We start from the raw sequence: 26193 nt of genomic DNA on the forward strand, positions 1-26193 counted from the left end.
GCCTAACTCAGCGTACTGGTGGAACCGGGCGCGGGCGCTTGTCGCCGAATTCCAGCGTCAGGCCGGGGCGACGGATGCTCACCCGCACCCACGGGAACACCACCCGCAGCACCGCCGTGTAGGAGCGCAGCAGGGCGCGCACCCGGCGCGGCGGGAGGTCGAGCGCCACCCGGATCGAGAACGTGTCGATGCCGGAGTGCCGCTGCTGGCGGTCGCTCGGCGGATCGACCTGGGTGTCGGGCTCGGAGTCGGGCTCGGTGTCGGCCTGCACCACGAGGCTGCGCGGGTCGAAGCCGGGGGCCAGGCAGAGCATGCTGATCAGGGCCGAGGTGGCCGCGCGCTGCTGCGTGCCGAAGTGCGCCGCCCGGTGCTCGGGGTCGGCCACGACGAGCAGCGGATCCTTGCCGCGCTCGAGGAGCGCCGTGCGTTCGCGGGCGATGACGGCGTCGAGCCAGGTCTCGTCGATGTGCGCCACGATCGCCCGGCGAACCCCGGCGGCGAGCTCGTTCGCGCGATTGATGTCGGCCTTGGTCACCACGCCGCGTTCGAGCACGCCGTCGAAGAGGGGGAAGACACCGGGCTGCAGGGTGGCGAGCTGCTGCTCGACCACCTGGCGCACCACGCTGCCGCGAGATTCTTCGGTGCGACGGGCGATGGCGCGGCGGGCATCCGTTTGCCAGGCCAGCAGTTGACGCACGATGCGGCGGGAATACGCAGCGGCGGCGAGGCCGAGTGCGAGCACCTGGGTGACCGCGACGACCACGAAGACGCCCGACGGCACCCGCAGCGAGCGGAACGGTTCCTGCGGCAGTGTGACCGCGGCCACGATGACGGAGGCGAGCACCGCGGTCAGCACCAGTTCACGCCAGGGGCGGAAGGGGGCGAGGGCCACGAGCAGGAAGCCGATGGTGATCGGGCCGAAGTCGTCTTGCACCAAGGAGTTGCTGCCCCAGCGGGCGGCCTGGTCGAGCAGGTGGGCGGCCAGGCCGAGGCTGATGATCAGCAGCAGCGACGTCTGGCGCACCGGGGACCGCGATGGTCGTACGGCCGACACGAGCGCGGCGGACGCCGCTGCGGTGGCGACGAGCGCGAGCACGGCCAGGAACGGATGCCGGATCTCGTCGGCCTGCAGCACCGTGGTCACCACCGCGTAGCCGAACACGACCAGGGCGATGCCGGGCACGATCGTCCAGACCGCGAGGGCGCCGAGCGGGTCGAGGCGCTGCTGGGTGAAGGCGTGCGGTTTGGTGTGAGGCGTGGGGACGGGGGTGTGGTTCTGCTGTGCGGCTGCGGCTGCGGCTGCGGCCGTGGCCGCGGCGCTGCCTGATCGCGAGGTTGCGTTCGTGGGTGTCACTGGGCCACCCGCTCGGGGTCTGGGGTTTCTGTTTGTTCGGGCTGTTTTGTCGGCTCGGCGTGCCCGCCGGGTTCCTCGATCGCCACGGGCACGCTCAGCATCACCGAGGTGCCGGCGCCCGGCCGGGTGAGGATGCTCACCGAGCCACCCAGGCGTTCGATCCGGCGGCGCACCGCCTGGCGCAGGCCGAGACGGTCGGCGCCGGTCTCCGATTCCGTGAAGCCGCGCCCAGCATCCATCACCATCAGTGAAATGCTGCTCGGCTCGGACTCGATCACGACCTCGGCAGCGACGATGCCGGAGTGGAGGATCACGTTCACGAGGCACTGCTGCACCGCCAGGCTCAGCTCGCGGTCGCTGGCCGGGCTCAGGCGGCCGAGGGCGGCGCGGTCTCCCGTGACTTCGACCACGAGGCCACGATCGCGACTGCGTTCGATGGCGGCGTAGACCGCGCTGGTGAGCCAGGCATCCGTGCCCCCGTGCGGTTCGACGCTCAGCGCATCGGCGTCGGTGAGCCAGTCGGTGCCGCGCAGGGTCTGCAGGGTGTCACGGATGCTGCCGGCCAGGTTGGCGCTGAGCGGCCCGGGATGCGCGCGGGCGAGGGCGACAAGCTGCTGGAGGGTGGTGTCCTGACCCAGGGCGAGGGTGCGCAGGTCGAGCTCGTGGCGTAGCAGGCGGGTCTGGTCGGTCTGCATGGCCCGGTGCAGGGCGATCTGAACGGACCACTCGCGGCGCACGAAGACCGTGAGCAGCAGCACGCTGACGAGGAAGAGATAGGTCGAGATGGTGAAGACGTCCGCGCCGTAGGGCACCTCGGTTTGCGTGGCGGCGTAGACCGTGACGGCTTCGGCCAGGACGAAGGCGGTGGTGCTCCAGAGCACGCCGGCGCGGGCGGAGACTCCGGCGCCGCCGATCATGACCAGGGCCAGTTTCGGCAGGGTGACGAGGAAGACGTTCGAGCTCGGGAACAGGGCGGGGATGCCGAGCACGGTAATCGTGTAGAGGTAGGTGGCGACGGTGCCGGTCACGAGGTAGGCGATCGTCAGGGCGACGGTGCGGCGCAGGGAGAGGGCGATCAGCACGGCGGCCATGAGGAGGAGGGCGACGATGGTGGCGAGGGTTTCGGTGGGTGTGGTGGCGAGCGTTGCGGCGGTTGTGGCTGCGGTTGTGGCGGTTGTGGCTGCGGTTGTGGCTGTGGTTGTGGCTGTGGTTGTGGACAAACTGAGGAGGATGATGGCGGCGAGGGAGGCAGCCAGGCAGGTCAGCGCAAACCAGTGTGCAGCCCGCGCGAGGGCATGGCTGAGGGCCCTCGTGACCAGGTGGTCCGGGAGTCCAAGCGTCATGGCAACCCTCTCTGTTCGGTTGATTCTCTCATTCCGCGAGGGCGCTTCCGCGCTGCCCCGGGTAATCCGCTTCGCCCAGATCGAATTCGACGGAGATTGTGCACAATAACGTGGCCACGGGGCCCTTTGCGCAATCATCGTGCAAGATCTCCGTCGAATTCGTTCGGCTGGGGTCGCGCGGGGCGGCGGGGCATCCGTCGCGTACGGTCGGGTGGCGCTGCGGCTCCGGCGGCTCTGGCGGCTCTGGCGGCTCTGGCGGCTCTGGCCCTAGCCACCCTGCCATCCCCCGCGCCCCTCCATGCCTTCCCTGCCATCCCCCCCCCNCCCCCCCCCCCCCCCCCCCCCCCCCCCGCGCCCGGTTGTGGCTAACTCAGGAGATCCCAGCCGCTGGCCACGGCGCGGGCACGGATCAGTGCCGAAATCGCCGCGACTCGGCCACGACCCCGCCGGGATCTCCTGAGTTGGCCACCAGTCCCCGCCTCTTCCCACCCCCGGGCACGCACATCTCCTGCAATTTGGCCAAAATAGGCTGATTCCGGCCCGTTTTGACCCGCTTTGACCCGCTTCTGAGAATCTGCAGGAGTTATGCAGAGCATGGCTCGGGTACGGGCCCGCAGCGACGGCAAAAAAATACCGCGGCACCGGTGCAGGGACCTCCCCGCACCGATATCAGCCCTCCTGGAGCAGGAGCAGGGCGCAGCGACCGCGGTCACCGGCATCGGATGTGGCTAACTCAGGAGATCCCAGCCGGCGGCCCGATCACGGGCGCGAAGCAGTGCCAAAGTAGCCGACACTCGGCCGCGACTCGGGCGAGATCTCCTGAGTTAGCCCCACCACGGGCCGGGTGTCGAGGCTCTTGGGCGAGCCAGCGTCAGGGCGTGACGGATGCGGCGGCGCGGCATCCGTTCGGGGCAGCAGTGTGAGCTAACTTCGGAGAATTTCGCAACACGCCGCCCACGGCGCTGGGGTGACCCGGTCTTTTCGGACGGGGTCCTCGGTTTAATTTTAGGCGGCGAGTGTGAGTTTGATGAGGCGTTCGGTGGGTGTTGAGTAGCCGAGAGTTTGGTGCAGGCGAACGTTGTTGAAGTGGTGAACGTAGTTGATGACTTCGGTGCGGGCCTTGCGCCTTGTCGTGAAGGTTTGCCAGTTGAGGCTTTCGCTCTTGAGTTTGGAGAAGAACGTTTCGGCGGCGGCGTTGTCCCAACACTGCATCTTCGCGCCCATGGAGCGGATGATGCCGTGTCGGCCGCAGTACTTCGTGAACCGTTTCGACCGGTATTGGACTCCGTGGTCGGAGTGGAAAACTGCTCCTGGTTTGACGTGGCCGGTCTCGAGGGCCATGTTCATGGCCCGGGTGATGAGTTGGGTGGTCATGCGGGCCCCGGTCGCGTGGCCGAGCACGGAGCGGGAGGCTAGGTCGATGACGGTGGCGAGATAGAGCCAGCCTTCCTGGGTGTGGATGTAGGTGATATCACCGACGAGGATCGTGCCGACGCTCAGCGAGGTGAAGTCCCGCAGGAGCAGATCGACCGGGTCGGCCAGTCGGGAGGCCCGCTGGTAGCGGATCGTGAAGGCGCGTTCTGCAGCTGGGGAGATTAATCCCAGATCGTGCATGATTCCGGCGATGGTTTTGCGGTTCACCGGGACCCGGGCCCGGTTCAAAGCCGCGGTGACTTTGCGGTATCCGGCCGCGCCCTTGGACTCGGCGAACGCGACCATCACCTGCGCGGTGAGGTCTTCATGCCGCCTCTGCGCGGACGCGGTGACGTGGTGCGACCAGTCGTAGAACCCTGACGTTGATACTCCGAGCCGGCGGCAGAGGTAGGCGATGGGGAAGTCGGCCTTCATCCGGGAGATCATTTCGAACCGTTATCGTTTTGATCGAGTTCCAGGAAGAAGGCCTTCGCTTTTTTCTCGAAGTCGAGATCCCTCCGCAGCAGGGCGTTTTCCTTCTCCAGGTCCCGGATCCGTTTCCGGGCTTGCGGCGTGAGCTCACCAGCAGGATCGATGGTCTTCAGCCTCGCGGCGTTGACCCAAGTCCACAGAGTCCGGTGGTTGATCCCGAGCGCTGCGGCGACTTTCACGATCGATTTGTCGCCCTCCGCGACGCGGGCCACCGCGGCAGCCCGAATTTGTCTATCCAATCCTGAATTCAGGAGGACTGTCCGGAAACACCGGGTCACCCCAGCCCGCCAGGACGGCGTGTTGCGAAAAACTCCATAGTTACGGGCAGAGAACAGCACCCCAGCCCACAGGCACCCCCAGCCCCCGCGGCACCCCCAGCGCGCGGGCACGGGCAGAGAACAGGCACCCCCCAGCCCGTGGGGCCCGGGCAACCCCACCCCCGGGCAACCTCCTACGCGGTCAGGTTCAGCACGGCCGCGGTCGCGGCGAGCGACGCGGCGGCAACGGCCGGGTCGTCGGAGAGCTTCGTGCCGAGGCTCGGGATCATCTCGCGCAGCTTGAGTTCCCAGGCCGGGTACTCCTCGGGGAAGCAGCGCTTGATCAGGTCAACCATGATCGGGGCCGCGGTCGAGGCTCCCGGGGAGGCGCCGAGCAGCCCGGCGATGGTGCCGTCGGCCGAGGTGATGACCTCGGTGCCGAACTGCAGCACGCCGCCCTGCTCCGGATCCTTCTTCATGACCTGCACGCGCTGTCCGGCGGTGATGAGTTCCCAGTCGGCGAGCTTCGCGGTCGGGATGAACTCCTGCAGCGCCTTGAGCTTCGTCTTCTTTGAGGCGAACACCTCGCCGATCAGGTACTTCATCAGGCCGAAGTTGTGCGCCGCCACAGCCAGCATCGGCCCGATGTTGTGCACCCGGATCGAGAACGGCAGGTCGAGCCAGCTGCTCGACTTGAGGAACTTGGGGGTGAAGCCGGCGTATGGTCCGAACAGAAGCGAGGTCTCTCCATCGACGACGCGGGTATCGAGGTGCGGCACCGACATGGGCGGAGCACCCTTCGCCGCCTTGCCGTAGACCTTGGCGTGGTGCTGGGCGACGAGCTTCTGGTTCGTGGTGCGTAGGAACTGCCCGCTGATCGGGAACCCGCCGAAACCCTTGATCTCGGGGATGCCGCTCTGCTGCAGCAGCGCCAGGGCGCCGCCGCCTGCACCGACGAAGACGAACCGGGCGTTGACGACGCTCGGGTGGTTGCCGACCAGGCGGCGTAGGTTGAGCTTCCATGAGCCATCCGTGAGCTGTTTCACACCGGTGACCTGCTGGTTCGTGTGCACGCCCACGCCCTCGGCGGTGAGGTTGGCGAAAAGGTAGCGGGTGAGGGCGCCGAAGTCCACGTCGGTGCCGGACACGATGCGCGTCGCCGCGATCTTCTGGTTCTTCGGGCGCTTCTGGGTGAGGAGCGGGGTCCAGGTGCCGATCACGGCCGGATCCTCGCTGTACTCCATGCCCGCAAAGAGGGGCTCGCCCTGGAGAACCGCGAACCGCTTGCGCAGGTATTCGACGCTGCTCTCGCCGTGCACGAAAGTCATGTGCGGGGTGGAGTTGATGAAGTTGGTGGGCTCGGGCAGCACGCCCGTCTCGACCAGGTGTGCCCACAGCTGGCGGCTGATCTGGAACTGCTCGTTGATCGCCACGGCCTTGGCCGCGGTCACCGAGCCGTCCTTCGATTCGGGCATGTAGTTCAGCTCGCACAGAGCCGCATGGCCGGTGCCCGCGTTGTTCCACGGGTTGGAGCTTTCCTGAGCGACTTCCCCCAATCGCTCGTAAACCTCGATGCTCCAGTCGGGCTGCAACTGCTTGATCAAGGTACCGAGGGTGGCGCTCATGATGCCGCCACCAATAAGAACGACATCAATCTTCGCCATTGGATTCACTCTTCCACCATATCGGTGGCAACGGATGCCTCCCGCCGGGACGCAGACGCGTCAGGTCACGGTTAGCTCGGCAACGAGCTCAAAAGCGACCCAATCGCGGCTCAAAACCGGTCCAGTCACGACCGATAAGCGACTCAGTTGCCACCAAAAACGGCTCAGCCGCGACTTTTCAGGAGCTCGTAGTTGGCGATGAAGTCGTCGACGGACACGCTCGCGACCTCGCGCACGATCAGTTCGAGATCGAGGTCGGCCAGCGTCTTAAACCGCACGCAGCTGTTGCCCATGTTCAGCGTGCGTCCGGTGGCGTCCCATTGGGAGCGGAACGCGGCATCCTTCTCGGGAAAGCTGCAGAGGCCCATCAGGTAGAGCGAGTTGTAGTGCTTCTGCGCGGCCAGGCTCACGTAGACGAGCGGCTGTTTGTCGTCGGTGTTCGCCAACAGTTCCAGCGGAACCGCCCAGCCGAGCATGCCGCCGTAGACGCCGAGCCGATACCCCGCGGGCATGGCATCGCGCACGACGTCGAGCACCGGGTAGATCACCGCCCGACGCTCGGGTTCGAGGTCGAAAACGATCGTCTCCACCTCGAACGGAACCGGTTCTGTGCTCATGAAACAAGCGTAATGCCGAGCCTCGGCACGACCGCACGGGCGCCGTACAACTCCAGCCGCGACAGGGTCTTCTCAAAGCTCTCCGGCACGCCGTAGTGGAACCCCTGCGCGCTACGGATGCCCAGCGCACTCAGGTGGTTCGCCATCGCATCGTTCTCCACACCCTCGACGATCATCGAGTACTCGAGGTTGTCACCGAAACCCTGCAGGGCGGTGAGCACCTCCCGCTGGCGGATGTCGTCGAGGTCGTCGACCAGGCTGCGGTCGATTTTGAGGATGTCCATGGGCATCCGTACCAGAGCGTCGACCGACGAATCCTGGGAACCGTAGTCGTCGAGCGCGATCATCATGCCGAGGTCGCGCAGGCGGTCGGCCTGGGCACGGATGGCCGGGGTGACCTTGGTCATCGACCGCTCGTTGAGCTCGAGGCAGAGCGAGATGCCGGGGTAGCGGTCCGCGAGCTCCTCGATGTAGTTGCCCACACGCTCGGGCAGGATCTGCCCGGCCTCGACGTTGATGGTCATGCACACCACGCGCGGCTCGATCAGCCGGAAGTCCGCCGCGGCGGCCATGGCCTTCACGGCCACCTGGCGGGTCATCGCGTCGAGCCGGCCGAGGCCCTTCGCCTTCTCGACGATCGACGGCGGCGATAGCGGGCCGAGGTCCGGGTCGGTGTAGCGCACGAGGGCTTCGAACGCCCAGATCTGCCCGGTGACGAGGCTGACGATGGGCTGGAAGGCCAGCTCGAGCAGGTCCTCGTCGATGGCGTGGGCGATGATGTCGTTCATCTGCGAGGAGCGGTGGCTCGAGATGTTGAGGCTGCTCTCCTTCGACGGGCCGCCGCGCCGCCGGGACTTCTTGATCGCGAGCATCGACCGGTCGGCATCCTGGACCAGCTGGTTGACGTCGGTTTCGCGGTGCGCCGAGTAGGCCAGGCCCACGCTGATGATCGGGCTGTGGGTCGTCTGGCCGATGAGCATCGGCTCCCCGGAGACCACCAGGATGCGCTCGGCGATGGACTTCGCCTCGGCCAGCGACGCCAGGTGGGTGAGGATGATCACGAACTCGTCGCCGCCGACCCGGGCGACCACGTCATTCGGGCGCACCACGGCGCTCAGCCGACGCCCGAGCTCGCGCAGCACCTCGTCGCCGGTCTGGTGGCCGAACCGGTCGTTCAGGCGTTTAAACTCGTCGAGGTCGATGAATAGCACGGCCAGGGCCTCTGAGTAGTCCCGGTGGTCGTTGATGTTCGCCAGGGCCTCTTGGAACGCGCCGTAGTTGGGCAGGCTCGTGAGCGGATCGGTGTTGGCGCGCAGGGTGAGGCCGGCGATGTTGCGGCGGGCCCGCACGACCATCTCGGCGGTCGTGGCCAGGGCCTGGAGGGCGCGGCGGTCGTTGCCGGTGAAGGCGCCGTCCATGGCGTCGCGCCGGGCCACGATGTACTGGTCCGGCCCGATGGCGCCGGCCAGCGGCAGCAGCATGCTGATCTCGCCGGGCTGCGCGGGCTCGCTGCGCACGATGACGGATTCGGCACCGATTGCATCCGCCACCACCCGGCGCAGCAGGTCGGTGACGGCCGCCGGGGAGCCGGGCTCGGGCTCTGGGGTGGCGTCGGCGGCACTCGTGGCGGGGTAGGTGTTGTCGGCGGCGCTCGTGATGGCGGTACCGCTCGTGGCGCCGATGCCTGTGGTGGCTGGGCTCGTTGGGGTGACCCGCCCGGAGGGCCCGGTGGCTGGGTCGGCGGCAAGCGCGCTCGTGGCGGCGACCATGCCGGCCAGCCGGTGGCGCATGACCGCCATCACCGTGGAGACCTTGACCACGGAGGCGACGATCATCAGGGCGAACAGCACGATGACGGCATCGAGCGTGTTGGTGACCTCCACCAGAAACGGCAGCCCGACGACACTCCAGTGCGCGGCCGTCACCGTGACCACGACGGTTCCGACCAGCACCAGCAGAACCCGCAACGGCGACAGGGGTCGCCCGCCGCTGCGCCGACCAAGCGGGCTGGCGACGAAGCGCTGGCGCAGCACCTCTGTCGCGATGATGAAGAAGACATAGCCCACGGATGCCGCGGCCACGCCCACCAGAATCGGCAGTCCGCCCGCGCCGAACCAGGTGAACAGGCCGATGGCGGCGAGGGCGCCGGCACCCTGCAGGCCGGCGCTGTAGAGCGCGACCGATGCCCGCCCGGACTCGATCAGGATGGCCAGCAGAACGCCGAGCGCGACCAGCCCGGCCGAGACCGGCAGGGAGAGGGTGGGGGCCAGCGCCGGCAGCGCCAGAACGGGGAGGCTGATCATCGGGCTGCGGTGCGCCACGGCGCCCACGCGCACCCAAGTGAGCTCGAGGGCGGCCGCGCAGACCACACCGACCCCGGCGATCAGCCAGCTGTCTGAGGGTTCATCAAGGAGCAGCACGAACGACGTGGCGATGAGCGCGAGGCCGATGCCGGCGAACGCAAGGAAAGCCAGGCGTTTGACGCCCCTTGAGTTCCGATTCCCGCCCACGAAGTCTGACACTAGCGGAGTGAGCGCCCGGTTATACACCACCACGCTGAGGTCAGCGAACGAGCAGGTCCGCGGCGATGAGTTCCGCGATCTGCACGGCGTTGAGTGCCGCACCTTTACGAAGGTTGTCGCTGGTGATGAACAGGGCCAATCCACGCCCGTTCGGCACGCCGCGGTCCTGACGCACGCGGCCGACGAAGCTCGGGTCCTGGCCGGCCGCTTCGAGGGGTGTGGGGACATCCGTCACGACCACGCCGGGGGCGGTGGCGAGCAGTTCGAGGGCGCGGGCGACGGTCAACGGGTTGGCGAACTCGGCGTTGATCGAGAGGGCGTGGCCGGTGAAGACGGGCACGCGCACGCAGGTGCCGGAAACGAGCAGATCGGGCAGCTCGAGGATCTTGCGGCTCTCGTTGCGGAGTTTCTTCTCCTCGTCGGTCTCGAATTCGCCGTCGTCGACGATGGAACCGGCCAGCGGGATCACGTCGAACGCGATCGGGCGGGCGTAGACGATGGGTGCCGGCATGGGCACAGCGGACCCGTCGTGGACCAGCTGGAGCAGGTTGTCGCTCAGGGCGGCGGCCCGCACCTGGCTGGCGAGCTCGCGGGCGCCGGCCAGGCCGCTGCCGGAGACCGCCTGGTAGGTGCTGACGATGAGGCGTTCGAGGCCGGCCTCGTCGTGCAGCACCTTGAGCACGGGCATGGCCGCCATGGTGGTGCAGTTCGGGTTCGCGATGATGCCCTTGGTGGCGAGTTTGATGGCCTCGGGGTTGACCTCGCTGACGACCAGCGGCACGTCGGGGTCCATCCGCCACCCGGAGGAGTTGTCGATCACGGTGACGCCGGCCGCGGCGAACCGGGGAGCCTGAATTTTCGAGAGTGTCGCGCCGGCGGAGAAGATGGCCACGTCGAGTCCGCTGGGGTCGGCGGTGGCGGCGTCTTCGACGACGATCTTCTCGCCCTTGAAGTGCAGCACGGAGCCGGCGGACCGGGACGACGCGAAGAAACGGATGCCTCCGACCGGGAAGTCCCGTTCCTCGAGCAGGCTGCGCACGACGGCTCCGACCTGGCCGGTGGCCCCGACGACGCCGATCTGGATTCCTGTGGTGCTGGTTGCTGCGGTGCTGGTTGCTGCGGTGCTGTTCACTGTGTTTCCTCCGCTGGATGCCGTGGCTGCTGGTGCTGATGGTGCTGGTGGTCTCGCTCTCGCTCTCGCTCTCGCTCGTGCACTTGCACTTGCATCTGCATCTGCATCTGCATCTGTGGCTAACTCAGGAGATTCTCGCGACTTGGCCCGAATTCCAGCCGGATCGCGCCTGTGGCCTCTGGTTCTCCTGAGTTAGCCCCAGGGAAACCGGTTGAACGGGGTCGGGGTGGGGTGAGGCGGGGTGTGGTGAGTCGGGGTGAGGCGGGGTGGGACCGAGCCCGGCTGGCGTCCGGCCGAGCCCGGTTGGGCCGACGGATGCCGGCTAGCGGCCGGTGCCGCCGTGCACGACGGCGTCGTTGGTGGAGTCCAGGCCGAATGCGGTGTGCACGACCCGCAGCGCCTGGTTGATGGTGTCGGCGCGGGTGACCACGGAGATGCGGATCTCGCTGGTCGAGATCATTTCAATGTTGATCCCGGCCTCGAACAGCGCCTCGAACAGCTTCGCGGACACGCCCGTGTTGGTGCGCATGCCGGCGCCGACGAGCGCGAGCTTGCCGATCTGGTCGTCATACTGCAGACCGGCGAACCCGACGTTGGTCTGCTCGTTGCTCAGCGCGGTCAGCACCTGCTGGCCCTCCGATTTGGGCAGGGTGAAGGAAATGTCGGTCAGTCCCGTGGACGCAGCCGAGACGTTCTGCACGATCATGTCGACGTTCGCGTTGGTCTTCGCGACGATTTTGAAGATCTGCGCGGCTTTGCCCGGAATGTCGGGAACGCCGACGACCGTGACCTTGGCTTCGCTCAGGTCGGCGGCGACCCCGGCGATGATTGGCTCTTCCACTGTCTCTCCATTCGCGGATGCGTTATTGGGATGTGTGCGCTCGGTGGCCGACGAATTCGGGATTGCGACATGCGGGCTCGTGGTGTCGGGGTTGTAGACAATGGTTCCCACGTTGTTGTTGAACGAGGACCGCACATGCAGCGTCACACCGTGCCGACGCGCATATTCCACCGCCCGAATATAGAGGACCTTCGCACCAGCGGCGGCGAGCTCGAGCATTTCCTCGCTGGAGATGCGGTCGAGTTTGTGGGCCCGGGGAACGACGCGCGGGTCGGCGGTGAAGACGCCGTCGACATCCGTGTAGATCTCGCAGATATCGGCGCTGAGCGCGGCGGCCAGCGCGACGGCGGTCGTGTCAGAACCGCCGCGACCGAGCGTGGTGATGTCTTTGGTGTCGCGATTGAAGCCCTGGAAGCCGGCGACAATCGCCACGGCACCGTCGTCGAGGGCATCGCGGATGCGCCCGGGAGTCACGTCGACGATGCGGGCGGCGCCGTGTTGGCCATCCGTGATCATGCCGGCCTGACTGCCGGTGAAGGAGCGGGCGTCGTAGCCCATGCTCTTGATCGCCATGGCGAGCAGCGCCATCGAGATGCGCTCGCCCGCGGTGAGGAGCATGTCGAGCTCGCGCGGCGCGGGGATCGGGGTGACCTGGTGCGCAAGGTCGAGCAGCTCGTCGGTGGAGTCTCCCATCGCGGAGACGGCGACGACGACCTCGTTGCCCGCTTTGCGGGTGTCGACGATGCGTTTGGCCACGCGTTTGATGCTTTCGGCGTCGGCGACGGATGATCCGCCGAACTTCTGCACGATCAAGCTCACGTGGCACTCCAAGGGTTCGGGTACGCGGGCACAGGCAAGCTCCCATCATAAATGCTGTTGTATTCGGCAGCGGTCATGTGACGGTGTGCGGCACCCATTGACGCCCTGTCATTGACACTATGTCAATCGCGGTCGCAGGATCGGGGCAGAGGGTGGATCCCGCCCCGCCACGCGCTTTGACCCAGTTGCCGAGGAAGCTCCGATGCCCGACGAGTTCACGTCGAAAGCGCCGGTGCCGGTGCCGGTGCCGGTGCCGGTGCCGGTGCCGGTGCCGGTGCGCCAGAGCAAGCAGCCGGACGAGCGCCGGGACGACATTCTGCGCGCCGCCCGGGAACTGGTCGCCGAGCGCGGCATGGCCCGCGTGAAGATCACCGACATCGCCGCCCGGGTCGGCGTCACCCGCGGCCTGATCTACCACTACTTTCCGCACAAGGACGCGATCATCGACCTCATCAGCGAGGACCACATCGCGGAGTTCGTGACCGACCTCAACCTCTGGGACGCCGCCCGCATCCCCGGCGACATCGACCGCGCGCTGGTCGAGTGCGTCGCACTGTTCCGTCACCACCTGCATCGCACCGACCTCTTCCGCGAGGAGCTCGGCCGCACCGAGCACGACGGGCTCTACAACGAGTTCGTCGACCGGGCCGTCAGGGCCGTCGTCGACCGGCTGCAGGTCACGACCGTCGAGGCCTACGCGCGGCGGCACGAGATCCGGATCGACAACGTCTCCGAGGTGTTCTCTGTGCTGGTGTTCGGGCTGATCGGGCTCGTACGTTCCACGCCCACCGTCTCGGACGATGTGCTCGTGGCGATTGTGCGCCAGACGCTCCACCTCGACAACAACGCGCCGGCCTAAGACTTTTCTCTAGCATCACTTTTTCACCCAGTACAAAGAAGTATTCGCATATGTTCCTATTCGATGCCATCCCGTGGTCGTCGACCCTGATGTGGGTCGCGGTCGTCGCGGGGCTGATGATCGCCAACGAGGTCGCACGGTCGAGCAAATGGGCGTCGCTGGCGCTGTTTATTGCACTGCCGGTGGCGCTGACGATCTTCGTATGGCCCACCACCGCCGGCGCCGGGTCCAGCACGGGCACCTGGTTTCACTGGGTCAAGGTCTACTCGGCACTTGCCGGATGCCTGGGCTTCATGGCCATCCGTTTCATTCCGCGTCTGGCCAAGAACCGGTACGCGCTGATGTTCCCCGCGTTCATTCTGGCTCTCAACATCTTCGAGGCCGTGATTCGCGACTTCCAGGTCTACGGGCTGAACGGGATGGTCGACGGAGTGTTCATGGTGGGCGGGCCGTGGAACATCATGAACGGTATCGCCGGGCTGCTGAACCTGCTCACGATCTGCGGCTGGGCCGGGATCATCATCAGCCGCGGCCCCAAGAAGGACATGATCTGGCCGGACATGCTGTGGTTCTGGATCATGGCCTACGACCTCTGGAACTTCGCCTACGTCTACACCGCGGTCGGCGACCACTCGTTCTACGCCGGCGCGGCCCTGCTCGTGTTGTGCACGATCCCCGCCTTCTTCATCAAGCGCGGCGCCTGGCTGCAGCACCGCGCGCAGACCCTGGCGTTCTGGATGATGTTCACCATGGCCTTCACGACCTTCGTGTCGAGCTCGCAGTTCGCAGTGAAGTCGTCGCACGACCCGGTCGCCCTGTTCTGGGTGAGCGCCGTGGCCCTCGCGGCCAACTTCGCCGTTGTGGTCTTCCAGACCTACACGATCGTGAAGAGACGCCGCAACCCGCTCATCGACGAGCTGTTCACGCACCTGCCCGCGTACCGCACGGTGCTCGAAGCGAACAAGCCGCTGGTGCCGGCGGCGGCTGCTCCAGCCGCGCACCCGCGGGCGACCGCCAGCGCGAAATAGAACGCCGTAACTGCGGAGAATTTCGCGACACGCGGCATCCGTCACCCCGGCCCATCTGTCGTCCGGGCGGGCGGGCGGTCCAGTCCGGCGAGGTCGGTGGCGGATGCTGTCCCCTGGCCACTCCTGACGGCAACTGTTGCCCGAGCTGACAACTGTTGCCGGCACACCGGGCACAGTTGTCCGCTCCGGCAACACTTGCGGCAGTGGGCAGGCGGCGCGGGGGGCTAGTTCGTGACGGTACGGCGGCCCTCGAAGGCCCGCCCGAGAGTCACCTCGTCGGCGTACTCGAGGTCGCCGCCGACCGGCAGCCCTGACGCGAGCCGGGAGACCTTGATCTCGAGGGTGGTCAGCAGGCGCGACAGGTAGGTCGCGGTCGCCTCCCCCTCGAGGTTCGGGTCGGTGGCGATGATGACCTCCTGCACCGTGTTGTCGGCAAGGCGCTGCATCAGCTGACGGATGCGCAGGTCGTCCGGTCCGACGCCGTCGATGGGGCTGATCGCCCCGCCGAGCACGTGGTAGAGCCCCTTGAATTCGCGGGTGCGCTCGATCGCGACGACGTCCTTGGCCTCTTCCACCACGCAGATCATCGCGGGATTGCGGCGCGGGTCGCGGCAGATCATGCAGGTCTTCTGCTCGGACACGTTGCCGCAGATGTCGCAGAACTTCACCTTGTCGCGCACCTCGAGCAGCACGTTGGCGAGCCGGGTCACGTCGAACTGCTCGGTCTGCAAGATGTGGAACGCGATCCTCTGCGCGGACTTGGGCCCGATTCCGGGCAGCGTGCCGAGCTCGTCGATCAGTTCCTGAACGATGCCTTCGTACATGGTTTAATCGCCTCTGGTTCGGGATGCCGGATCGTGCGGCTGTTCTTCGAGGAAGGTGGCGCCGAGGATTTCGCGCACCACCGACTCGCCGTAGCGCTGCTTCTCCGCAAAGGCGGGCCCACGACGGGCAACGGATGCTTCGCCGCCCGCCCGGTTCGGAGCCTGCACCTGGGTGCGCGCCGGGGTTCCGGGCTGGGCGCCGTTTGGGACGCCGTTCTGGGCGCCGTTCTGAGACTGGGACTGGACTCCCGGCTGAGACTGGGACTGGGACTGAGACTGAGCCTGGGCTCCCGGCTGAGACTGGGCTCCCGATTGGTGCTGGGCTCCCGCTGTGGACAATCCCGCACGCCCGGCGGGCGCCTGGTAGCGGCCGGGCTGGCCGCCATTCGGGTGCAGGTCCGGCGGGAATTCCTCGTCGTAGGGCGGGGGCTCGTCGTCGTAGGGCGGCCGCGGCTCAGGGTCTCGCCCGGACGCGGGAAGCGTCGTGGGCGCCGGCGCGCTCGGCGTGGAACGCGGGGCGGATGCGTGCGCGGGGGCATCGGGGGTCGCAGCGGAGGCCGCAGACGCAGGAGCAGCGGATTCAGCAGCCGGGGCTGACCCCGGGATGGCCACCGTGGCCCAGCCGGTGCCGGCATCCGAGGGACTCGGAATGGCAGCGGTCGCCCAGCCGGTCGCGGTCGCGGCGACCGCCGGGCTGGCAGTTGCGCGGCTGGTCACCGGCGACTCGGGCACTGTCGGGCTGGCCGCTGTCGGGCTGGCCGCCGTGGGGCTGGCCGCCGTGGGGCTGGTCACCGTGGGGCTGGTCACCGTGGGGCCGGCAGCCGATGCCGCAGGCGCTTCTGGGGCGTCAACCTTGCCAACGCCGGCCGGGGCGGAACCGGCTGCAGCGTTCACGGCAGCAGCCGGATCGGGGTCGGCGGCAGCAGCCGGATCGGGGTCGGCGTCGGCGGGCGACGCCTCGTCGGTTGTTGCAGCAGCGGATTTGGGTGTCGTCCTGGAGCCGGTGTCGCCGCTTCCGGACCCGGCTGCGGCCGAGCCGCTGACGGTTGTGGCCCGCGCGACAGGGCTCGGCGCGGTGGAGTCCTGCACGCCGAAACCTGACCCCGGGGAGACCGGGGCGACCGGTGCCGGAGCGGGGGCGGATGCGTTGGGGGTGGCTGGGACATCCGTTCTCGGGGAGTCGACCCGGGCGGTGAGCTGGGGCGTGAAGCCGAGCACCTCGTTGACGGCGCGCTTGAGATAGTCGCCGACGCCCTGCCCGGGGGCCGCCGACTGCTTGAGTCCGGCGACGTCGTTCTGGCTCGGGAAGGAGAGCACCAACAGGTCGCCGCCACGCAGTTCCATGGCGCGGGCCGTGTAGAGCACGAGCCAGGCGCTGATCTTGGCGGCCTTGACTGCCTCGAGGATCTGCGGCCAAGAGTCCTTTACCTGCTGCAGGGTGACGGGTCCGACAGGGCGGGGCGGGGCCGCGACTTGGGTCGCGGGCGCAGCGGCATTAGGCGCGGCGGCATTAGGCGCGGCGGCAGAAGCAGCAGCAGACGCACCGCCGGCGGCCGCGGGACCGCCGAAGGCATGCGTCGCCGAGACCGCAGCCCCGCGCGGGGGCGAGCCGACCGGACCGGTGGCTGGGGCATCCGTCGCCGGGCTGTCGCCGGGATCAGAACCAGACCCAGACCCGGAACCAGAACCGGACCCGACCCCGATGCGGCGTTCGAGGCGTTCGACGCGGGCGAGTGCGCCGCGGGTGGAATCGTCGCTCGCAGGGATGAGCACGCGGGCAATCATGAGTTCGAGGTGCAGGCGGGGGCTGGTCGCGCCGGTCATCTCGGTGAGGGCGGCGTTGATCACGTCGGCGGTGCGGGAGAGCTCGGCGGGGCCGAACTTCGCGGCTTGCACGGCCATGCGGTCGAGTTCCTCCTGCGGCACGCCGCGCAGCACGGCGGCAGCGGCGGCGGCACTCGTGGCGCCCACGATGATGAGGTCGCGCAGGCGTTCGAGCAGGTCTTCGACGAAGCGGCGCGGGTCCTGGCCGGTCTGCACGACCCGGTCGACGGCGTCGAACGCGGCGGACGGGTCGCGGTCGGCGATCGCGTCGATGGACTCGTCGAGCAGCGACGCGTTCGTGTAGCCGAGCAGCGCCACGGCGCGGTCGTATTCGACGGAGTGCCCGTCGGATCCGGCCATCAGCTGATCGAGCAGCGACAGGGTGTCGCGCGGCGACCCGCCGCCGGCCCGCACCACGAGCGGCAGCACGCCCGGCGCGACGGTCATTTGCTCGGTGTCGCACATCTGCTGCACGTATTCGAGCATCGGCCCGGGCGGCACGAGCCGGAACGGGTAGTGATGCGTGCGCGAACGGATGGTGCCGATCACCTTTTCGGGCTCCGTTGTCGCAAAGATGAACTTGACGTGCTCGGGCGGCTCTTCGACGATCTTCAGCAGCGCGTTGAAGCCCTGCGGCGTGACCATGTGCGCCTCGTCCAGGATGAAGATCTTGTATCGGTCGCGGGCGGGAGCGAAGATCGCGCGCTCACGGATGTCCCGGGCATCGTCGACCCCGTTGTGGCTGGCCGCGTCGATCTCGACCACGTCGAGGGATCCGCCGCCGTCGCGGGACAGCTCCACACAGCTCGGGCAGACCCCGCATGGCGTGTCGGTGGGACCCTCGGCGCAGTTCAGGCAGCGCGCGAGAATACGGGCGGATGTCGTCTTGCCGCAACCTCGGGGCCCGCTGAACAGATAGGCGTGATTCACCCGGTTCGTGCGCAGGGCCGTCATCAGCGGATCGGTCACCTGAGACTGACCGATCATTTCGGCAAAAGTCTCGGGCCGGTAGCGGCGATACAGGGCGGTAACCACGAGGTCAATCGTAGCCGGAGCCACTGACAGTGCGGTGTGGGGTGGGGCGTGTGTGGGTGGGTGCGGGGTGGGTGTGTGGTGGGGCGGGTGGCGTCCGTTTGTCAGGCGCGGCGGCTTAGGCGCGGCGGCTCAGGCGCGGCGGGCGACGGCCTGGTCGAACGCGCCGGGGCGATTGCTCACGATTTGCTTGCCGAGGGGCGCGAGCGAGACCGGCACCATCTTGAAGTCGGCGATGCCGAGGGGGATTCCGATGATGGTGAGGCAGAGCGCGATTCCCGAGACGATGTGCGCCAGGGCCAGCCACCAGCCCGCGAGGATCACCCAGATCACGTTGCCGATGAACGAGAACGCTCCACTGGTGGGTTTGGCCACGACGGTGCGGCCGAACGGCCAGAGCGCGTAGGCGGCGATGCGGAACGACGCGATGCCCCACGGGATCGTAACGATCAGCACGCAGAGCAGAATGCCTGCGGCGAGGTAGCCCAGGAACAGCCAGAACCCGCTCAGCACGAGCCAGATCAAGTTCAGGAGTGTGCTCACGCGAAAATACTACCCGCGCAGGAGGCGGAGGTCGCGGGATCGGAATCGGGCGCGGCGAGCGCGGACATCCGTCGCCGGCCGCGTGTTGCCCTCCCGGCACCCGGCTCCCGGCTCGACTTTAAACTCGGAGAATTTCGCAACACGCCGCCCACGGCGCTGGGGTGACCCGTGTCGCCTAAAAACTTCGAAGTCACGTCCTACAGCACCCCGCACCTCGCATCCCGAGCGCCCCGAACCCCCACACGCCAATCGGCCGCCCCCGGAACCCGGGAACGGCCGATCAACGAAAGCATCAACAAAGGCATCAACGAGACACAGGAGCCGAAACCCCTACCAGCGAACCCCCTACACAGAAGGATGCGTGCGCTTGATCGTCCCCAGCGTCTGCCGGGCGATCTCCAGCTCCTCGTTCGTCGGGATGACGAGCACGGTTACCCGGGAGTTGTCCGTGGAGATCACGCGCGGCGTGCGGGACTTGGCTTCGTTGCGCACGGGGTCGATTTCGATCCCCATGCCCTCGAGTCCGGCCAGGGCGCCCGCGCGCACGATCGGCGAGTTCTCACCGACGCCCGCGGTGAAGACGATGACGTCCACGGTTCCGAGTTGCGCGTAGTAGTTGCCGACATAGCCTTTGACGCGGTGGAAGTACACGTCGAGGGCAGCCTGGGCGACCGGGTCGCCCGCGACCGCGGCATCCTCCACGTCGCGCATATCGCCGTTGCCGGCCAGGGCCAGCATGCCGCCGCGGCGGTTGAGCAGGTCGTCGAGCTCGGCGGTGGTCATCCCGGCCCGGCGGCGCAGGTGAAAGATCACGGCCGGGTCGATGTCGCCCGAGCGGGTGCCCATCGCGAGCCCCTGCAGCGGGGTCATGCCCATGGAGGTGTCGATCGATTCGCCGCCGTCGACGGCACACACGGATGCCCCGTTTCCCAGGTGCAGCACGATCGTCTTGAGCTCGGCCAGGGGCCGGTCGAGGTAGGCCGCCGCGGCCTCCGAGACGAACTTGTGCGAGGTGCCGTGGAAGCCGTACTTGCGCACGCGGTACCGCGTCGCGATGTCCCTGTCGATCGCGTAGGTGTACGCGGCCGGCGGCAGCGTCTGGTGAAACGCGGTGTCGAACACGGCGACGTGAGGCACGTTCGGGAAGCTGGCGCGGGCGGCACGGATGCCCTGCACGTTGGCCGGGTTGTGCAGCGGAGCGATCTCGGAGAGGTCCTCGATGTTCAGCTCGACCAGGTGGGTGATCTCGGTCGGCTCGAAGAACCGGTTGCCGCCCTGCACCACGCGGTGGCCGACGGCGATCAGGTTCGTCTCGGACAGCTTCGGGCCGTGCTCGGCGAAGGCCTCGATCATCACGGCGAAGCCGGCGGTGTGGTCCATGATCGGCAGGTCGCGCTCGGTGCGGCCGCCCTTCGACGTTCCCGCGGTGTGCCGTGAGTGCCCGATCGGCTCGCCGATGCGCTCGACCAGGCCGCTGGCGAGCTCCGTTTCGGTGTCCATGTCGATCAGCTGGTACTTGAACGACGACGATCCGGAGTTGACGACCAGGATGGCGGTCATGCGGACACCGCCGCTGCGGCCGATGCGGAAGATGCCGCACCGGAAGCCGAAGCTGCCGGGGTGCCGGACTCGGACGCTGCGAGCGTCGCGGCCTGGATCGCGGTGATGGCTACGGTGTTGACGATGTCCTGCACTAGTGCTCCTCGAGAAAGGTCATTGATGGGTTTGCGCAGGCCCTGGAGGACGGGGCCGATGGCCACTGCTCCGGCGCTCCGCTGCACGGCCTTGTACGTGTTGTTGCCCGTATTCAGGTCGGGGAAGATGAAGACGGTGGCGCGGCCGGCGACAGCCGAACCGGGCATCTTCGTGGCGGCGACGGCGGCATCCGCCGCCGCGTCGTACTGTATGGGACCCTCGATCAGAAGGTCGGGGCGACGCTCCCGCACGAGGGCGGTGGCGGCCCGCACCTTGTCCACGTCGGCACCCTGCCCGGACTCGCCGGTCGAGTAGCTCAGCATGGCGATGCGCGGCTCGATACCGAATTCGACGGCCGTCTCCGACGCCGAGATGGCGATGTCGGCGAGCTGCTCCGCGGTGGGGTCAGGGTTCACCGCGCAGTCGCCGTAGACGAGCACCTTGTCGGCCAGCGCCATCAGGAACACGCTGGACACGACCGAGACTCCCGGACGCGTCTTGATGATCTGCAGGCTCGGCCGGATGGTGTGCGCCGTGGTGTGCGTCGCCCCGGAGACCATGCCGTCCGCCAGCCCGAGCTGCACCATCATGGTGCCGAAGTAGGACACGTCGGTGACGAGTTCCATGGCCTGCTCGACCGTGACGCCCTTGTGGGCGCGCAGCTTCGCGTACGCCTCCGCGAACTTGCGCCGCAGCACGTCGTCGAAGGGGCTCAGAACCTGCGCCTTGGCGATGTCCAGGCCGAGGCCGATGGCACGCGAGCGCACCTCGAACTCCTCACCGAGAATCGTGATGTCGGCCACATCGCGGGCCAGCAGGGTCGCGGCGGCGCGCAGCACGCGGTCGTCGTCCCCTTCGGGCAGCACGATGCGCTTTTGGTTGGTGCGTGCGCGTTCGAGCAGCATGTACTCGAACATCAGCGGCGTCACCACGTCGGCGCGGCTCACCTTGAGCCGGTCGAGCAGCACGGATGCCTCCACGTGGCCTTCGAAGAGCGCCAGCGCCGTGTCGCGCTTGCGTTGCGAGTCGGCGGCCATCCGTCCGGGCGTGTGTGTGATGCGCAGCGCGGCGTCATAGGAGTTCAGCTCGGTGCTGATGATCGGCACCGAGGCGTCGAGCCCCTCGACGAGCCGCCCGATCTCCTCGGGCAGGGCGAAGCCGCCGACCAGCACGATGCCGGCGATCGACGGGAACGTAGCGGACGAGTTCGCCATCAGAACGGCCAGCAGCACCTGCGGGCGGTCGCTGGGAACCACAACCACGGCGCCCTCGAACAGGCGCGGCAGCACGTTGACCATCGACATGGCCGCCACGACCACGCCGAGCGCCTCCCGGGACAGCAGCGCGGGGTCACCCTTGACGAGCGTGCCGTCGGTGGCCTTGAGGATGCTCTTCATGCTCGGGGCCACGAGGAACGGGTCTTCGGGCAGCGCCCAGACCGGCACCGCGTTGCGCCCGCTGCCGGGCTTCGTGTCGGCGTCGACGACGCTCCGCACGGCGTCGATGAGCTCATCGAGCCGAGTCGGATCGGCGCGGTTGACGATCACGCCAAGCAGTGAAACGTGCTCGTCGCGCAGTTCCGCCAGGGTCACGTCGGTCAACTGGCGGATGTCCTCGGCCGTGCGCGGGTCGCTCTGGCCGAGCTGCCGGTCACCCTGGCTGAGCGTGTCGCGCTGGCCGGGACCGACCCGCCCGCCGAGCACCAGCAGCACCGGCACCCCCAGGTTGGCGGCGATGCGCAGGTTGAAGGCGAGCTCGGTGGGACTGCCGACATCCGTGTAATCGGAGCCGATCACGACCACCGCGTCACACTGGGCCTCGACGGCCTTGAAGCGCTGCACGATGCGGCCGAGGGCCGCGTCGGGGTCGAGGTGCACCTCGTCGTAGGTGACGCCGACGCAGTCGTCGTAGGTCAGCGGGGGCTGCACGGTGAGCGCAGACGCACTCGACAGGTGCGAGAGCAGCAGCTTGAGCACGTAGTCGGGGTGGTGCGCCGAGCGAGCCACGGGCCGGAACACACCGACGCGCTCCACCGAACGGAGCAGGGTGTCGAGCACGCCCAGGGCGATGGTGGATTTGCCGGTATTTCCCTCGGCAGAGGTGATGTAGATACTGTCAGCCACGGTTTATACGTTATCTCCGCCGGTGGAGACACCGGCATTGTCGGGGGTCACGCCGACGCCATCGGCGTCCCAGACCCATTCGGTGACGGCGGGGATGTCTTCCCCGTGGTCGCGGGTGTAATTGCGGGCCCGAAGGCGGGCATCCTGCATCTCCTGGCGAAGCAGGGCGGCGCGGGCGCCGAGTCCGGGAACCCGGTCGATGACGTCCATCACCAGGTGGTACCGGTCGAGGTCGTTGAGCATGACCATGTCGAACGGTGTGGTGGTGGTGCCGTTCTCCTTGTAGCCGCGGGCGTGCAGGTTACCGTGCCCGGTGCGCTTGTAGGTCAGGCGATGGATCAGCCACGGATACCCGTGGTAGGCGAACACGATCGGCTTGTCTGCCGTGAAGATGGCGTCGAACTCGTTGTCGCTGAGGCCGTGCGGGTGGTCCGCCTCGGACTGCAGGCGCATCAGGTCAACGACGTTCACGACGCGCACCGATAGGTCGGGCAGCCATTCCCGCAGGATGGCGGCCGCGGCCAGCACCTCGAGGGTGGGCACCTCGCCGGCGGCGGCCAGCACGACGTCGGGTGAGGTGCCGAACGTCTCGGTTCCGGCCCAGTCGAAGATGCCCAGACCCCGCTTGCAGTGCGCGACGGCCTGGTCCATGGTGAGCCAGTTCGGCGCGGGCTGCTTGCCGGCGACGACCACGTTGACGTAGTCCACACTGCGCAGGCAGTGGCTGTAGGTGGCGAGCAGCGTGTTGGCGTCGAACGGCAGGTAGACGCGTACGACATCCGCACTCTTGTTGACGACGTGGTCGATGAACCCGGGGTCCTGATGCGAGAACCCGTTGTGATCCTGGCGCCAGACGTGCGAGCTGAGCAGGTAGTTCAGGCTCGAGATTGAGCGGCGCCACGGGATCTCGCGGGTGACCTTGAGCCACTTCGCGTGCTGGTTGAACATCGAGTCGACGATGTGAATGAAGGCCTCGTAGCAGTTGAACAGGCCGTGACGGCCGGTGAGCAGGTAGCCCTCCAGCCAGCCCTGGCACTGGTGTTCGCTGAGCATCTCCATCACGCGGCCGGCGCGGGCGAGGTTCGTGTCACCCTCGTGGAATTCCGCGTTCCACTGCTTGTCCGTGGCCGCGTAGACGGCCGGGGCGAGGCGGTTGGAGGCCGTCTCGTCGGGCCCGAAGATGCGGAAATTGTCGGGGTTGTCACGGATGACGTCGGCCAGCCAGGTGCCGAGAACCTTGGTCGCCTCATCGGTGGTGGCGCCCGGGGAAGGGACATCCACCGCATACTCCCGGAAGTCGGGCAGCTTCAGCGCCCGGCGCAGCAGCCCACCGTTGGAGACCGGGTTCGCGCTCATCCGCAGGTCGCCCGCGGGGGCCAGCGCCGAGATCTCTGCGGCGGGGGCGCCGTTCGCGTCGAAGAGTTCGCCCGGCCGGTAAGAGGCCAGCCACTCTTCGAGCAGCCGGGTGTGAGCCTCGGTGTCGCGGGCGTTGCTCAGGGGCACCTGGTGCGAACGCCAGGAGTCGACGACCTGCACCCCGTCGATGACGGGCGGGCAGGTCCAGCCTTTGGGCGTGCGCAGGATGATCATCGGCCAGCGCGGACGCTCGGTGTCGCCGGCGAGGGCGCGCGCCTTGATCGCGGCGATCTCGTTGAGCACCTCGTCGAGGGTGAGCGCCATGCGCTGGTGAACGAGAAGGGGATCCTCGCCGTCGAAGCCGCCGGCCACGATGTAGGGCTTGTGGCCGTAGCCGCGCATCAGGTCGAGGAGTTCCTCTTCCGGGATGCGGGCGAGCACGGTGGGGTTGGCGATCTTGTACCCGTTGAGGTGCAGGATCGGCAGCACGACGCCATCCTGAAGCGGATCGATGAACTTGTTCGAGTGCCAGCTGGTGGCCAGCGGGCCGGTCTCGGCCTCGCCGTCGCCGACGACCGCGGCGACCAGCAGGTCGGGGTTGTCGAACGCGGCGCCGTAGGCGTGGCTGAGCGCGTAACCGAGCTCGCCGCCCTCGTGGATCGAGCCGGGCGTCTCGGGCGAGGCGTGGCTGGGGATGCCGCCGGGGAACGAGAACTGGCGGAACAGGGCCTTGACGCCCTGCTCGCTCTGGTCGACGCCGGAGTAGATCTCGGAGTACGTGCCGTCGAGGTAGGCGTTGGCCACCATCCCGGGGCCGCCGTGGCCGGGGCCGGTGACGTAGAGGGTGCTGATCGACCGTTCCTGGATGGCGCGGTTCAGGTGGGCATAAAGAAAATTGAGCCCCGGAGTGGTTCCCCAATGGCCGAGCAGACGCGGCTTGATGTGGTCCCGCGTGAGCGGCTCACGCAAAAACGGGTTGTCGAGCAGGTAGATCTGCCCTACCGACAGATAGTTGGCGGCCCGCCACCAGGCATCGACGCTGGCGAGCGCTTCAGCGCTGAGCGGATGCGGTGACCGGTCTGGCCAGAGAAAGGGTTTACCGAATATTTCAGCCATGGTGCCTCCAGGCACTATCGGGGCGGGGGCGTTATCTGCGCCGTTTCATCTTACGAGATGAGGCGAAATCGTTATCATTGCTAACGGCCTGCGGCTGTGGCGGGGCCGTGGCTGGGCTGTGGCTGTTTTTCCGGCGCGTGCGGGCATGAAAAAGACTCCTCGCGCACCCACCAGAGCCCGGTTACCCTTGCTACGTTTCCGTCCTGGGGGAGTTGGCCGAGATGGCGCCACGCGAGGAGCCGACCCTTAGTTTAGACGCAAAGCCGGCGAGGCCGAAAACGGGGCGATTCCGAGTCGATTCCGAGTCTGCACCGGGTCTGCACCGGGTCTGCACCGGGCGGGCGGGGCGAGTGTGCACGGAGGCCACCGGAAACAGGTAAGATTCTCTAGGTCGTTCCTTGAGGGAACGTTCGGCCAGGAGAATTCGCCTAGTGGCCTATGGCGCACGCTTGGAAAGCGTGTTGGGTGAGAGCCCTCGGGGGTTCGAATCCCCCATTCTCCGCCAGATCGCGCTGCAGCACGCGGGCGGGCATTAGTCTCGACGAACTCGACAATCAACTCTCGGGGGTTCGAATCTTCCGCCCCCGCAGCGCTGCTTCCGTGCCCGGATGGGGCTAACTCAGGAGATCCAAGCCGCACGCAAACATCCACCGCCTGATTCCGGGGGCGGGAACCGCAACTGGCCGTGGTTCTCCTGAGTTAGCCACCGACCCGCGTCCATAGCTCCCGCACATTCTGCCGGATGTGGCCAATAGAGCCCTGAAACAGCCCACCGCCGAGAATTGGCAGGAGTTATGCACGTAGCGAGGCTCCGACCGTGCCTGGCATGGGGCCAACTCAGGAGATCCGCGCGGACCGCTCCGCCGTGGCCGCAGACCAGTGCGGAGCAGACTGCGGCCGCCCAGGGATCTCCTGAGTTGGCCACGGAAGTGTCGGGGCAGGTCCGGCGAGCACCGGCGAGCACCGGCGAGCCCCGGGGGCTAGTCGGCGAGCGGATGCCGCGGCGCACGCGGCACGGGCGGCGGCGGCACCGGCTTCGCGGCCACGACATCGGCGAGCGCGAGGACGACCAGACCGCGTTTGGTCTCAACCATGCACCCTGTGTCGGAGACGGACCGCAAGTAACCCACGGCATCCGTGACCCCGCCCTCGATGCGGGTGCGCACCACGATTCGGGTTCCGAGGGTGGTGCTGGAGACGAATTGGGCGGCGGCGAGGCTCATCCGGCTGAGCCTACTCTTCGAGCCCGAGCCGAGCGCGGCCCAGCCGCACCCAGCCGCGCGGCGCCCGGCCCAGCCGCACCCAGCCGCACGCAGCCCGGCCCAGCCGCACCCAGCCG

Annotated in this window: 19 protein-coding genes, 1 tRNA gene and 1 other RNA gene; 4 read left to right on the forward strand and 17 right to left on the reverse strand. The window is 67.7% G+C overall.

Annotated elements, in window-relative coordinates; translation table 11 throughout:
* Positions 1-7: 7 nt before the first annotated feature.
* The 8 genes from E3O54_RS07290 to E3O54_RS07325 form a co-directional block, all read right to left on the reverse strand.
* On the reverse strand, positions 8-1354 hold the full coding sequence (locus tag E3O54_RS07290) for a hypothetical protein (RefSeq protein WP_134401273.1): 1347 nt from the start codon (positions 1352-1354) through the stop codon (positions 8-10).
* Positions 1351-2697 (reverse strand): sensor histidine kinase, encoded by a 1347-nt coding sequence (locus E3O54_RS07295; RefSeq protein WP_134401274.1) that lies wholly within the window; start codon positions 2695-2697, stop codon positions 1351-1353. The genes E3O54_RS07290 and E3O54_RS07295 overlap by 4 nt, the downstream gene beginning before the upstream one ends.
* A gap of 1005 nt (positions 2698-3702) precedes the next feature.
* Complete coding sequence (locus E3O54_RS07300; RefSeq protein ID WP_166805217.1) at positions 3703-4545, reverse strand: IS3 family transposase; 843 nt, start codon at positions 4543-4545, stop codon at positions 3703-3705.
* Positions 4546-4553: 8 nt separating this feature from the next.
* Entirely contained in the window at positions 4554-5039 is a 486-nt protein-coding gene (locus tag E3O54_RS16285; RefSeq protein ID WP_370247507.1) for a transposase, read from the reverse strand.
* Positions 5040-5053: 14 nt separating this feature from the next.
* Positions 5054-6523 carry a malate:quinone oxidoreductase gene (locus tag E3O54_RS07310; protein ID WP_134401277.1) on the reverse strand — a complete coding sequence of 490 codons (1470 nt, stop codon included), beginning with the start codon at positions 6521-6523 and terminating at the stop codon, positions 5054-5056.
* Between the two features lie 164 nt (positions 6524-6687).
* Entirely contained in the window at positions 6688-7140 is a 453-nt protein-coding gene (locus tag E3O54_RS07315) for a DUF1801 domain-containing protein (RefSeq protein ID WP_134401278.1), read from the reverse strand.
* Positions 7137-9650 carry an EAL domain-containing protein gene (locus tag E3O54_RS07320; RefSeq protein WP_134401279.1) on the reverse strand — a complete coding sequence of 838 codons (2514 nt, stop codon included), beginning with the start codon at positions 9648-9650 and terminating at the stop codon, positions 7137-7139. Before E3O54_RS07320 ends, E3O54_RS07315 begins: the two co-directional genes overlap by 4 nt.
* A 52-nt stretch (positions 9651-9702) precedes the next feature.
* A complete protein-coding gene (locus E3O54_RS07325) occupies positions 9703-10794 on the reverse strand; it encodes an aspartate-semialdehyde dehydrogenase (RefSeq protein WP_134401280.1) in 1092 nt (363 codons plus the stop codon).
* A gap of 17 nt (positions 10795-10811) precedes the next feature.
* Between E3O54_RS07325 and E3O54_RS16290 the strand changes: the two genes are divergently transcribed.
* Complete coding sequence (locus E3O54_RS16290; protein WP_166805218.1) at positions 10812-10985, forward strand: hypothetical protein; 174 nt, start codon at positions 10812-10814, stop codon at positions 10983-10985.
* 131 nt (positions 10986-11116) lie between these two features.
* On the opposite strand, the gene E3O54_RS07330 is transcribed toward E3O54_RS16290, so the two are convergent.
* Positions 11117-12454 (reverse strand): aspartate kinase, encoded by a 1338-nt coding sequence (locus E3O54_RS07330; protein ID WP_104099827.1) that lies wholly within the window; start codon positions 12452-12454, stop codon positions 11117-11119.
* Between the two features lie 202 nt (positions 12455-12656).
* Here E3O54_RS07330 and E3O54_RS07335 point away from each other — a divergent pair, with 202 nt between their 5' ends.
* Together E3O54_RS07335 and E3O54_RS07340 are read left to right on the forward strand one after the other, a co-directional pair.
* The gene (locus tag E3O54_RS07335; protein ID WP_134401281.1) at positions 12657-13313 is read left to right on the forward strand and encodes a TetR/AcrR family transcriptional regulator; all 657 of its coding nucleotides are present in this window, start codon (positions 12657-12659) and stop codon (positions 13311-13313) included.
* A 50-nt stretch (positions 13314-13363) separates the two neighbouring features.
* Complete coding sequence (locus E3O54_RS07340) at positions 13364-14341, forward strand: DUF5692 family protein (protein WP_134401282.1); 978 nt, start codon at positions 13364-13366, stop codon at positions 14339-14341.
* A 224-nt stretch (positions 14342-14565) separates the two neighbouring features.
* Here the strand turns inward: E3O54_RS07340 and recR are convergent, their stop codons facing one another.
* The 7 genes from recR to ffs form a co-directional block, all read right to left on the reverse strand.
* Positions 14566-15165: a recombination mediator RecR gene (gene recR, locus E3O54_RS07345; RefSeq protein ID WP_104099829.1), complete on the reverse strand. Its 600-nt coding sequence runs from the start codon at positions 15163-15165 to the stop codon at positions 14566-14568.
* A gap of 3 nt (positions 15166-15168) precedes the next feature.
* Positions 15169-18024 carry a DNA polymerase III subunit gamma and tau gene (locus tag E3O54_RS17325; RefSeq protein WP_134401283.1) on the reverse strand — a complete coding sequence of 952 codons (2856 nt, stop codon included), beginning with the start codon at positions 18022-18024 and terminating at the stop codon, positions 15169-15171.
* A 129-nt stretch (positions 18025-18153) separates the two neighbouring features.
* Entirely contained in the window at positions 18154-18564 is a 411-nt protein-coding gene (locus E3O54_RS07355) for a YccF domain-containing protein (RefSeq protein ID WP_104099831.1), read from the reverse strand.
* 345 nt (positions 18565-18909) lie between these two features.
* Positions 18910-20124: an acetate/propionate family kinase gene (locus tag E3O54_RS07360; protein ID WP_104099832.1), complete on the reverse strand. Its 1215-nt coding sequence runs from the start codon at positions 20122-20124 to the stop codon at positions 18910-18912.
* The gene (gene pta / locus E3O54_RS07365; protein ID WP_104099833.1) at positions 20121-22382 is read right to left on the reverse strand and encodes a phosphate acetyltransferase; all 2262 of its coding nucleotides are present in this window, start codon (positions 22380-22382) and stop codon (positions 20121-20123) included. The genes E3O54_RS07360 and pta overlap by 4 nt, the downstream gene beginning before the upstream one ends.
* A 3-nt stretch (positions 22383-22385) precedes the next feature.
* Complete coding sequence (locus tag E3O54_RS07370) at positions 22386-24854, reverse strand: phosphoketolase (RefSeq protein ID WP_134401284.1); 2469 nt, start codon at positions 24852-24854, stop codon at positions 22386-22388.
* Between the two features lie 147 nt (positions 24855-25001).
* Positions 25002-25098: signal recognition particle sRNA small type (ffs, locus tag E3O54_RS07375), an RNA gene on the reverse strand.
* Positions 25099-25271: 173 nt separating this feature from the next.
* Between ffs and E3O54_RS07380 the strand changes: the two genes are divergently transcribed.
* Positions 25272-25359, forward strand: a tRNA-Ser gene (locus E3O54_RS07380).
* 475 nt (positions 25360-25834) lie between these two features.
* Here the strand turns inward: E3O54_RS07380 and E3O54_RS07385 are convergent.
* A partial coding sequence (locus E3O54_RS07385) for a hypothetical protein (protein WP_241976784.1) occupies positions 25835-26193 on the reverse strand: 359 nt, incomplete at its 5' end.

Source organism: Cryobacterium sp. TMT2-4 (genome assembly GCF_004402575.1).
GTDB classification, from domain to species: domain Bacteria; phylum Actinomycetota; class Actinomycetes; order Actinomycetales; family Microbacteriaceae; genus Cryobacterium; species Cryobacterium sandaracinum.